A 12,330-nucleotide genomic window follows, 5' to 3' on the forward strand; every position below is an offset into this window, starting at 1 on the left:
TGCACCGTCTTTCATTAAGATAAAATGTCCATCAAAAAACCTGTGAAGCGAACTTCCTGCTCCACAGGTTCATTTAAATTATTAATTATACACGACCAAAGCCAACTAGATATTTACCCCAGCCTGAACCGTGGATATTATCGTATTTAACGCCATTGTCTTGTGCGTTAATCATTTGACCATTTCCTACATAGATACCAACGTGAGCAATTCCGCTACCATAATCAAAGAATACTAAATCACCAGGTTTTGCTTGAGATTCAGAGATTCTTGATGTACTAGCATATTGCGCGCCAGATGTACGAGGAAGAGAAATACCAGATTTAGCAAAAACATAAGAAGTGAAACCAGAACAATCAAATGTAGTTGGTCCGTTTCCGCCCCATGAATAAGCTTTTCCAAGATGTTTTTGAGCTTCAGCTATAAGAGCACTTGCACTTGCGCTGTTGCTTGAACCTTGGTTAGTATTTGTGTTTGTGTTTTTTGAAGGAGTACTTGTATTAGAGCTAGTATTGTTGTTGCTTGTATTTGTTGTTGGTGCAGTTGTATTACTGTTATTGTTTGTGTTAGTAGTTGGTACAGTACCTTTCACTTTTAACACAGTTCCAACTTGTAGATTATCGCTAGTTAAGTTATTAAGTGCTTTGATTTTGGAAACGCTTGTTCCAAATGTGTTAGCAATCTTACTTAGAGAATCACCACTTTTTACAGTATAAGTAGATGCATTTGTGTTAACTGTTGGTGCAGGCGCTGGAGCCGGAGCTGGTTTTGCAGCTTGAGCAGGCGCTTTAGTAGTGTTTGTTTGTGTTTGTGTAGTTACTTCTTTTTTCACTGTAGTATTTGTATTTTCTTTTACCACTGGAGTAGAAGTTTCTTTTTCAACTGCTGGAGCTTCTGTTTTCACTTCTGCTTTTGGAGCAGCAGTTTTAGCAGCGCTTTGTTTAACAGCAATTTTTTGTCCTACATAAATAGAAGAAGAAGATAAATTATTCCATGACATTAAATCTTGAACTGAAGCGCCGTATTTAACGGATAACGCCCAAATTGTGTCACCGCTTTTTACAGTATGAGTAGTAGCATTAGTATCTACTACTGGTGCTGTTTTAGTTTCCGCTGCTTTTGGAGCAGTAGGGGCAGGTGTTGATTGTTTCACTTCTGTTTTAGTTTCTGCAGCAGGTGCAGTTTGTTTTGTCGTTTCTTGTTTTACTTCTTGTTTAGCAACAGGAGCACTTGTCACAGCATCACCTAAGTATTTGCCATTAACATAACCAGTTTTTCCTTCGCCATAAGAAATTTTATTCCAGCCATTGGATTCAGCTGCTTCGACAGTTACTTTTGTACCGCCTTTTAGGGAAGTAACAATACTATTGTCAACTCCAGCACCAGAACGAACATTTAACCAAGTAGCGCTAACAGATTTCTCTGTTTTTTCGCTAGCTACCTCAGTTACTTGTAATTTTTGACCAGGTACGATTTTATCAGATGTTAGATTGTTTGCTTTTTTAAGTGCGTCAACAGTTGTCCCTTTACTTTGAGCAATACCCCAAAGAGTATCTCCAGCTTCAACTACTACAGTGCTTGCGGATGCGATAGTTGGTGCAGCAAATGCTGTAACCGCAATCCCGGCTGTAGCCGCGATAGTTGCTTTTTTCATATTCATAAAACTCCTCTCTTTTTTCAGAAAATCCCAGTACAACATTAAGTATTTGAGAATTAATTTTATAGTGATTAATACTAAGTTTACCCAGTTTTTACCTAAAAAACAAACTTAGAAAAGGTGGGGGATATTTAGCCAGAGGACTATACCAACCATTTGTAACATTTTTGTAATAATAAAAAAGCGAACGTCCATTCCTAGGCCTTGGGATGTACTCTCGGGGAGTCCTTTGGGTTGCAAGGAAAGAATGAACAATAGGCAATAACTTTCGCTATGGGAAACCTATTGTTTTTCGTTAATAGAAAAATTTAATACATTTGTAATATAAAAAAAGGTAGTTTTTCCACTTTTACTCACTTGAAATGAATTGCCAGATGACTTTATGGTATTCTATAATAGAAGGTATGGAGGATGTTATATAATGAAACAAAACTTTGATGACCGTAAAATTGTAAAACAATATCGTGAAATTGCCCGCCAAATCGTAAAAAAAGAAGGCTTATATAAAAATATGGATCAAGATGAACTTCGCGAACAAACTAATTATTGGCGTGAAAAGTTCAAAACAAAAGAAATGTCCGAACGAGACAAAATTAATATTTTCGCATTAGCAAGAGAAGCTGCAAGTCGAATTATCGGACTAGATGCAGTAGTCGTTCAATTAATTGGTGCGCTTGTTCTTGGTGATGGTAAAGTGGCAGAAATGAAAACCGGTGAAGGTAAAACATTAATGTCTTTATTTGTGATGTTTATTGAAGTAATGCGCGGAAACCGTGTCCACCTTGTAACAGCAAATGAATATTTAGCAAGACGGGACCGCGAAGAAATTGGTCAAGTTTTAGAGTATCTAGGGATTTCTGTAGCACTAAATGAATCTGATTTAGATAAAGACCAAAAGAAAGCAATTTACACAGCAGATGTCATTTATGGAACTGCTTCTGAATTTGGATTTGATTATTTACGTGATAATATGGTGCGCCAAAAAGAAGATAAAGTACAAAGCGGACTGGATTTTGTTTTGATTGATGAAGCGGATTCTATTTTAATTGACGAAGCTAGAACACCTCTGCTTATTTCTGATCGGAAAGAAGAAGATTTATCTCTTTATCAAACAGCGAATAAGCTTGTGAAAACTATGCTGAAAGATGAATATGAGATTGAAGAACATAAACGTTTTGTTTGGTTAAACGATGCAGGAATTGAAAAAGCACAGAAATTTTGGGGTGTAGAGTCACTTTATTCTGCGGAAGGGCAAGCTGAACTTCGAATTACGATGCTTTTGATGCGTGCACACTTTTTAATGCACAAAGATAAAGACTATGTTGTTCTGGATGATGAAGTGTTAATTATCGATCCGCATACTGGTCGCGCGCTTCCAGGTCGCCGTTTTAATGATGGACTTCATCAAGCAATTGAAGCGAAAGAAGAGGTCGAAGTAAAAGAAGAGTCACGAACGCTTGCGACAATCACTATCCAAAACTACTTCCGGATGTATAAAAAGATTTCCGGGATGACAGGAACTGCCAAAACAGAAGAAGAAGAATTTCGTCAAATTTATAATATGGATGTTGTTGTTATCCCAACGAATTTACGAATTAATCGTGAAGATGTGCCAGATGATATTTTTTATACAAAAAAAGAAAAAGGTCGAGCGATTGTTTATGAAGTATCATGGCGCTATGAAAAAGGTCAACCCACTTTAATCGGAACTTCCTCCATAAAGAGCAATGAATGGATTAGCGGCTTGCTTGATGCGGCAGGAATTCCACATCAAGTTTTAAATGCCAAAAATCATGCTCAGGAAGCAGAAATAATTGCAAAAGCTGGTAAACGTGGCATGGTTACCTTGGCTACAAACATGGCAGGTCGTGGAACGGATATTAAATTAGATCCGGATGTTCATAAACTTGGTGGACTTGCAGTAATTGGTACTGAACGCCATGAAAGCCGTCGTATTGATTTGCAGTTGATGGGACGTTCAGGTAGACGTGGAGATCCAGGTTTTAGTAAATTTATGATTTCTTTAGAGGATGATTTATTAGAACAATTTGAAAGTAAAAGCTGGGAAAAGCTCTCTGTAAAACTAAAACGAAAAGCACCACGAGATGGAAAGCCTGTTAATTCGAGTAAAATTCATGCGGTTGTCGTTAACGCTCAAAAACGGCTTGAAGGTGCCAATTACGACATTCGTAAAGATTTACTTTCTTATGATGAAGTAATTGATTTACAACGGAAGATGGTCTATAAAGAACGTGATTTACTACTAGAGAGAAATAAACTCGGCGTTTCCTCTGAGAAAATTCTTCGTGAAGTTGCGGAATATGCCTTTATTCATCCAGTAGATATTGAACAAGAAAAACTAGAGAAATATTATGCTCGTCAAAAAGAATTGCTTGGCGGGACAAAATTCCCTGTTTCCTTTGATGAAGTATCTTTAATGGAACCAGCAGAAGTAGTAGAAAAAATTGTTACTTGGCACAAAAAAGAACGTGATAAGTTCCCAATTGAAACTATAACAGCCATTGAAAAAGAAGTGTATTTGAACTTGATGGACCAGATGTGGGTTATGCACCTCGATGCAATGGTACAACTACGGGAAGGGATCCATTTACGCGCTTATGGGCAGCAGGATCCCCTTGTGATGTATCAAAAAGAGGGAGCTCAATTATTTGAAAAATTCCAAGCTGATTATCATTTTTATTTCGCGCATGCGTTGCTCGAACTTGATCCAGATGGATTGGTGCAAGGATAAGATTACAACTTGCGCCTGATTTTTTTCGATTTTATGGGTAAAATAGTGAGAACTGGGGTATTAACCTATATAATAGTAACTAAAGAAAAATAAATAAAAAAAGAGGGTGGGACAGTGAAAGGGTCATTAACAAAATTTAAGCAATTTTTTATTGAAAATAAGTTTGTGTTAGGTCTATTAATTTTTCTATTAGTAGCACTTGATATTTATGTTTTAACGAAGATATCCTTTATTTTTGATCCGCTAATGGTCATTCTTAAAACAGTTGCTGCGCCAATTATCTTGGCAGGGATTTCTTATTACTTATTTAATCCAATAATTGATTGGTTAGAGAAGAAAAAGTGGAAACGTGGCTGGGCAATTGCCTTGCTATATATAGTAATTATTGGCTTAATTATTCTACTATTTAGTTTCGTCATACCAGCTGTAAAAGATCAAATTGTTAGCTTGTTCAAATCGTTCCCAGGTTACTGGGATCAAATCACACAAAGGTTCAATGAATTTAGTCGATCAAGCCTTTTTGACCAACTAAAAGACAAACTGAGTACGAATATGAGCGATATTATGAAAACAATTTCGACAAAAGGAACTTCTGTAGTTAATAGCGCTATTTCAAGTATTGGTAATATTGTTGGAACTGTAACCGAAGTAGTTTTAGCAATTGTAACTACCCCGCTTGTATTATTCTACTTATTAAAAGATGGGAAGAAATTGCCAGACTTTCTTTTAAAAATGTTACCTGTAAATGGTCGTGCACATACTCGTCAAGTACTTGGTGAAGCAAACCACCAAATTAGTTCTTATATTCGTGGTCAAATTATCGTTAGTTTATGTATAGGTATTTTGCTATTTATTGGTTATTTAATTATCGGCTTACCATATGCATTAACACTTGCGATTATAGCAGCGTGTACTAGTATTGTTCCTTACTTAGGGCCTGCAATTGCAATTACACCAGCTATTATTATCGCGATTGTAACATCACCATGGTTATTAATTAAATTAATTATTGTATGGTGTGTGGTGCAATTACTAGAAGGTAAATTTATTTCACCACAAGTAATGGGTAAAACACTCAAAGTACATCCAATCACGATTTTATTTGTTATTTTGGTAGCTGGAAATCTTTTCGGTGTATTAGGAGTTATCTTTGCAGTTCCTGGATATGCGGTGCTCAAAGTTATTGTTACCCATGTATTTATATGGTTCAAACGAGTTTCTGGCTTATACGGCGAACAACCTGAAAGTGAGTATGTTGTCACCCCTCCAGAAGAAAAAGAATGACTAATTTAAGCTCTATTCGATAGAAAATGATTCATTTCTATCGAATAGAGCTTTTTTGTATATTATGGGGTTGAATAAAAAAGTTCACAAAAAAGACACAAAATTTCTCTTTACAATCTTATCATTGCAACAGAGCTGTTTTATGTAATAATTATTACGTTGCAAAGTTATTAAAGTGATAAATTTTACTATTTTTCATAAATTGTACATTGAATTCGACTCTCTTTCATCATAATATAAAAACATTGCATGATGAAAGGAGAAAGAAAATGATTTTCAAAAAAACTTTAATAGTAGGATTAATTAGCATAAGTTCAGTCACACTTTTTGCACCATCAGCTTTTGCTGTAACTTCCGAGGGGGATTCAAAAGCTTCTATTAAATTCAAGGCAGGTACTGGAATTGTAAACCCAGTTGATCCAGAAGATCCGTCGAAACCAATTGAGCCAACAGATCCAAGTAATCCAACAAATCCTGGGACTGGAAATACTGGTTCACTGACACTGGATTATGTCTCTTCTGTTAATTTTGGAGAGCATGAAGTATCTTCTAAGGAAGAAAGCTATTCCTCAACAGCAAGAAAACCGTTTATTCAAGTATCTGACCGCCGAGGAACAGGAGCTGGCTGGAAGGTCACTGCAACTGCATCTGCATTCAAAAATGAAGAAGGAACAGCATCTCTTTCAGGAGCCGAACTATCATTTAAAAACGGTGAAACAGCCTCAACTAGTACAACAGCAACATCTCCTAAAGCTGTTCAAACAGTAGAGTTACCAACAGATGGAACTTCTATTGTAAATGTAGTTTCTGCTAAAGAATCGGAAGGTATGGGAACATGGATCAATCGTTGGTTTGGAGCTAATCCGAATGATACTGCCAGCTTAAACGACAATGTGAAATTGACGATACCAGCAGGAAGCGCAACACTTGGCGACCATGAAGCAACGATTACATGGACATTATCTGACGCGCCTGGAGTTTAAAAAATTTGCGTTTAGAAAGTTTATTTCTAAACGCAAAATTTTTATTAAAGAAAGGAAGGTTTAATTGAAAAAAAGTTTTCTTAGTGTATTGTTCGGGGTTTCTTTTTTAGTTATTTTCTGCGGTATTACAGAAGCAAAAGCGGCAGAAGGAGACGTAGGCTTTTCTGTTCAAGCTAATATTCCCGCGAATCAAGTGGATAAAAAACAAACTTACTTTGATTTAAAAATGAAGCCTAAACAAAAACAAACTGTAGAAATTGAGGTAATGAATAGCTCAAATGAAGAAATCCAAGTTGAAGCATCAGTTAACTATGCGTCAACTAACCAAACGGGAGTTATCGATTATACTAAAAATGATTTGACGAAAAAAGACAAAAGTCTCAAATATCCTTTACCAAGCATTGCTAAAATACCGGACGATCAAAAACACCTAACGATACCAATTAACGGTAAAAAAACAGTAAAAGTTACGATTGAAATGCCAAGTGAATCAGTAGATGGCGTGATACTTGGTGCTGTGCAATTTAAAAAGAAAAATACAACAGAAAATAAACAAACAAAAGGTATCTCTCTTAAAAATGAATATTCCTATATTGTTGGTATGCAATTAACTGAAACCGACAAACAAGTTACCCCGCATATGAACTTATTAAGTGTCAAACCAGCACTCGTTAATTACCACACCACAGTAGTTGCTAAATTACAAAATGATCAACCTGTCATTATTAAAAATTTAAGCATTGATGCGAAAGTTTATCAACAAAATTCGGATAAAATGCTTTACCAAACGAAAAAAGCAGATATGATAGTGGCTCCAAATTCAAATTTTAATTTTGGTATTGATTGGAAAAACAAACCACTAAAAGAAGGAAAATATCGTTTAAAAATGACTGCGACGAATGGCGTCGAGACATGGGAATGGGATGAAGCATTCACGATAGGTAAAGAAGGTCAAGATTTAAATAAAGACGCAGTAAATTTAAAACAAAATAACGGTTGGTTGTATGTGGCGATTGCTGCAGGAGCTTTCCTTATAGTATTAATTATTATTTTAGTCATTAGAAAACGAAGAAAAAACAAAGAAAAATAAAGAAAGGAGCTAGCACATTGGCCTTTAAAAAAATAATACTTATATTGACCATGGTAGCTCTTTTTCTAAGTGTTAAAATAGTTGCCCAAGCAGAAACTGGAAATGTTAATTTAGAATCAAATGAAGCAGTAGTAACCAACTTTGCAGAATTAAAACAAGCAATTTCCGAAAATAATGGAATTGATACAGTTTATTTAGGCGCGGATGTTGAGTTGTCAGGAGGAATAATAATACCAGATTCCAAGAAAACTTTTACCTTATCTGGGAAGGATCCTGCAACAGGTGTCATTCACACATTAACAGAAACAATGGCCTCATCTGGTGCGCAAAGTAGTGTTATCACTGTAAATACAAATACTGGCGCAAAAGAAACAACACTCAAAGATTTAAATATTATCGGAAAAAATTATTATGGTACGATTTCCGTTTATGGCGCTGCAAAAAATGTGGTACAAAACTATGAAAATATCCGTTATCAAGGTCCGCAAATGATTTATAATTTGAATGGAACAGCCAATTTTAAAGGGACAAATGATGTAAGGATTGCATCTGTAGTGACTGGTTCTGCAACACCAAATGAAGTAGCCGAAATCAAAGGTGTGAATGTGTCTGGAAAGCTGAATATCGACCATGCAAGTCCTAATGCAAATAGTACTTTTTGGTTTGGTAGCGGGACTTCTGAAGTGAACACTTTTACAGTAGAAGAAGGGGCAGATGTTAGTGTCAATTCTAATGGGACAGGGATGTTTTATCGTTCAGGCGTAAAACCAATAGATATTGATGTAAAAAAGAATGCAAAACTAACTATTACATCTAACAATAATATTTTTCGAGATAACCCAGGTGGTGCAGTTAAAATTGCTGAAGGTGCAGATGTGACAATGACAAAAACAGCCGGTGGAAATCCGCTTCTTTGGTCCGCAGATGATATTACCGTCAGTCCCAATGCTCGTTTAATTTTGAATAAAACAGGTGGAACTGGCTATGTTATTCAATTTTATAATGGAACTGCGAAGTTAGAGGTTCAAGATCCGCTAAGTTTTTTAGTTGCAACGAATACGAATACACCAATGTTTTATTGGCCTTATGCGAATACATTTAATTTAGAGGCGCAATTGGTGAATTACTGGGATACAACTGGAGCATTTGATCGGACAGATGCACCGGCACAAATTTTTAGTTTGCCAACTGGAGAAAATGTTACTGGGAGTTTAACGTATACTGGAACAACGACAAAGATTCTGGCTACTAATGCAGGAATGACTCCAACTAATTTTAATCAAAATACAGCGCGTATGATTGCGATGGGGCGTCTTGAGGGAACGATTAATCCGGTGACAGATGCAGATAGTGAAATTACAGGGACAGCGACTCCAAATGCTTTTATTACGATTACGTATACAGAAAATGGTGAAAACAAGCTCTTAAATGGGCAAGCAGATGGTACTGGTGTTTATCGAATTGCTATCCCAGACGGTTTTATTAAACCCTATACTGATCTAGCCACAACGATTACACAAGATCAAAAACGGATTATATTAGATTCTGTAAATGTAAAAGACGTGACTCCTCCACGGGGAGATGCTATCCCGCAAGTATTAAATATAGGGGATTCAATCCCAGATGCATATAAATTAGTTACAAACATTACTGATCACTCAGATGGAACGGCGGGTGAAGGAGTCACTATAACTATTCTGAATGAACCAGATACAAATGTTTTTGGTCCAGCAGAAGCAATTGTTCGTTTAGAAGACAAAGCACATAACTACGCTGACATCCGCGTACCGGTTTTTATCAAAGATGATATGACTGAAATACAAAATGATATAGCGCTACGAGCAGAAGATTTTGCTGTAAATGTAAAAGACATCATAGATCTTAATGATACAGATTTACAACAATTAATTTTAAATAAATCAGGTGCAAAAGCTTATAATACCGAAACTGGTGAAAACTTAACAACTCAAATTAAAGTAACTAGCACAACGCTCAAAAAAGAAACAGGAACTTATACAGCTACTATCCAAATTGGAACTGTAACAAAAGAAATTACCATTCAAGTAACAGGAGAACTAAAATTCAATCATGTGCCAGAAACGATTTCTTTTGAAACAATAGAACTAAATAAACAAAAAAATATCGCTAAACGAAAGGAAGACTTTGATTTATCCATTCTTGATTCAAGAGGGGCAGATAATGGCTTCAGTGTAACAGTAACTGTTAAATCACCACTAACTTCAACGACAAATCCTTCTCATATTTTGTCAGATGGACTTATCTTTATTGATAGTAATGGCGAGAAAAGAGTGCTTTCATCAGAACCAACAACCGTTTTTCAATCGCAAGTTACTCAAGATATGATTGTTCCGGTAGAATGGGACACAAACCAAGGTATACTTATCGAAGCGGATGCAGCTGAAGCTTATAGCGATGAAAATTATGAAACAACAATTGAGTGGACTTTAACCGACGCTCCATAAAAAATCTGTTAGCGAAAAGTTAACAGATTTTTTTGTGTTATAAGCCCTTTGCTTTTATAAATTGCTAAGCGTTTCGTATAATAAGCATAAGTAATTCGCGAAAGGTGGGAAAGAATGACTTCAGTAATGTGGTTTCGCAGAGATCTTCGAATAAACGATAATAAAGCCCTCTATCATGCTAGTAAAGAGAATGATTTAATTTTGTTGTTTCAAGTTAACCCAGAACAATTTATTTCAGGAAGTCCTAGTCATCAAGCATTTTTTTCGAGCGTGGCTAATTTTAAAAAAGAAATAGATAAAAATGCTCATTTACAAATTATGTTTGGCGAACCAATTGAACTTTTGAAACGACTGAAAGATGCGATTCCAGCATGGGATAAAGTGTTTTTCAATCAAGATGAAACAGGATACGGAGCAAAAAGAGATAAAGCAGCACGCGCATTTTTTGAATATAACAATATTACTGTTCATGCTTATCATGATGCCTATCTTCATTCAGCCGAAGAAGTAAAAAAAACATCCACAGAATACTATAAAATTTTCACTCCTTATTATAAAAAATGGCGTGAGGAAATAAAAGAAACGCCATTTAAGTCTGTTTTAACGCCAGAAAATATTATAAAAAAAGAGTTATTTCCTCATGACGAAGAACAGTTTGAAAAATTAATTCAAGATTTACCTGAACTAGATTTGAAAGTGTTAGGAGAAGAGGCAGCAAATACTCGGTTAAAAAATTTTATAAAGAGAGATTTAGCAGAATATGCCAAAGCGAGAGATATCCCAGACTCGGATCAAACTAGTCATTTATCACGTTATTTACGCACGGGTGAAATTTCGATTAGAACCGTTTGGCAAGCATTGCAACAAACAAAACCCACAGAAGGCCGAGCAATATTTGAAAAAGAGTTATGTTGGCGCGACTTTTATAACATGATTTATGTTTCTTTCCCAAATCAAAAAAACGAACCAATTCAAGAAAATTATCGTTTTATTGAGTGGGAAAATAATCGCGAGTTTTTCAAACAATGGCAAGAAGGTAAAACGGGTTATCCTCTCGTAGATGCGGCTATGCGTCAGTTGAAAGAAACGGGCTGGATGCATAACAGGCTAAGAATGATTACGGCTTCCTTTTTGACTAAAGATTTACTGATTGATTGGCGTTATGGCGAGAAATATTTCCAACAAATGTTGATTGATTATGATCCAGCAAGTAATATCAGTGGTTGGCAATGGGCTGCATCAACCGGAACAGACGCAGTACCTTATTTTAGAATTTTTAACCCAACGACACAATCAGAAAAGTTTGATCCTTCTGGGAAATTTATTCGTAAATATGTGGAAGAACTATCGAATTTGCCTGATAAATTTATCCATCAACCTGAAAAAATGTCTGAAAGCCAGCAAAAAGAGCATAATTTAATTTTAGGAGACGATTATCCTTTGCCAATTGTTGACCATAAAGAGCGCCGAAAATTAGCAATTTCGCGTTATGAGTTTAGCAAAGAGCAGTTCAGGGGAAATATATAAATAATTGAGTCAATCATTTACTTAGTTAGATGGTTGATTTTTTGTGGAAGAGTTTATAAGAGTGAGTTTGAGCAACCTTCTAGGAGTAATAACTTGGGTATGTTAAAATTCACTTATCAAGTGATAAGGGGGATTCACAATGACACAATTTTTAAAGCTATTTTTAACGAGTGCGCTAGTATTCTTGGTTTTTGACCTTTTTTGGTTACTCGTAGCTTCTAAGAAAATGTATCAACAATTTATTGGGGAGTTAATGGGAGATGTTCGAATTGCTCCAGCAGTAATTTTCTATCTAATTTACGTCGTGGGAGTTACTTTTTTTGTCTTACTTCCTGGGACAGAGAAAGGTAGCTTAGGTTATGTGATTTTAGCTGGCGCATTATTTGGATTAGTTTGCTATGCTACGTATGATTTAACCAATTTAGCGACATTAAAAGATTGGCCAATTACGATGACAGTAATTGATTTGATTTGGGGAACAGCAGTAACAACTGTAACTTCTGTCATTGTTTACTTTATTAATCTTCATTTCTTCTCGGGGGCAGGTTCATAAT

8 protein-coding genes are annotated in these 12,330 nt (G+C 35.8%); 7 read left to right on the forward strand and 1 reads right to left on the reverse strand.

The features are described 5' to 3' along the window. Nucleotides 1-85 precede the first annotated feature (85 nt). The gene (locus tag LWE_RS02810; protein WP_077904705.1) at nucleotides 86-1,654 is read right to left on the reverse strand and encodes an invasion associated endopeptidase; all 1,569 of its coding nucleotides are present in this window, start codon (nucleotides 1,652-1,654) and stop codon (nucleotides 86-88) included. 424 nt (nucleotides 1,655-2,078) lie between these two features. Between LWE_RS02810 and secA2 the strand changes: the two genes are divergently transcribed. From secA2 to LWE_RS02845, 7 genes are all read left to right on the forward strand, one after another. After that, on the forward strand, nucleotides 2,079-4,409 hold the full coding sequence (gene secA2 / locus LWE_RS02815) for an accessory Sec system translocase SecA2 (RefSeq protein ID WP_011701395.1): 2,331 nt from the start codon (nucleotides 2,079-2,081) through the stop codon (nucleotides 4,407-4,409). A gap of 114 nt (nucleotides 4,410-4,523) precedes the next feature. Further along, a complete protein-coding gene (locus LWE_RS02820; RefSeq protein WP_011701396.1) occupies nucleotides 4,524-5,693 on the forward strand; it encodes an AI-2E family transporter in 1,170 nt (389 codons plus the stop codon). Nucleotides 5,694-5,962: 269 nt separating this feature from the next. Beyond that, entirely contained in the window at nucleotides 5,963-6,676 is a 714-nt protein-coding gene (locus LWE_RS02825) for a WxL domain-containing protein (protein ID WP_011701397.1), read from the forward strand. Nucleotides 6,677-6,740: 64 nt separating this feature from the next. Continuing rightward, nucleotides 6,741-7,766: a DUF916 and DUF3324 domain-containing protein gene (locus tag LWE_RS02830; protein WP_011701398.1), complete on the forward strand. Its 1,026-nt coding sequence runs from the start codon at nucleotides 6,741-6,743 to the stop codon at nucleotides 7,764-7,766. A gap of 17 nt (nucleotides 7,767-7,783) precedes the next feature. Further along, nucleotides 7,784-10,249, forward strand: coding sequence for a hypothetical protein (locus LWE_RS02835; RefSeq protein WP_011701399.1), 2,466 nt, complete (start codon nucleotides 7,784-7,786; stop codon nucleotides 10,247-10,249). A 114-nt stretch (nucleotides 10,250-10,363) separates the two neighbouring features. Further along, nucleotides 10,364-11,776, forward strand: coding sequence for a cryptochrome/photolyase family protein (locus LWE_RS02840; RefSeq protein WP_011701400.1), 1,413 nt, complete (start codon nucleotides 10,364-10,366; stop codon nucleotides 11,774-11,776). A gap of 139 nt (nucleotides 11,777-11,915) precedes the next feature. Further along, nucleotides 11,916-12,329 carry a DUF2177 family protein gene (locus LWE_RS02845; RefSeq protein WP_011701401.1) on the forward strand — a complete coding sequence of 138 codons (414 nt, stop codon included), beginning with the start codon at nucleotides 11,916-11,918 and terminating at the stop codon, nucleotides 12,327-12,329. Nucleotide 12,330 lies beyond the last annotated feature (1 nt).

Origin of the sequence: Listeria welshimeri serovar 6b str. SLCC5334 (assembly GCF_000060285.1) — a bacterium.
GTDB lineage: Bacteria > Bacillota > Bacilli > Lactobacillales > Listeriaceae > Listeria > Listeria welshimeri.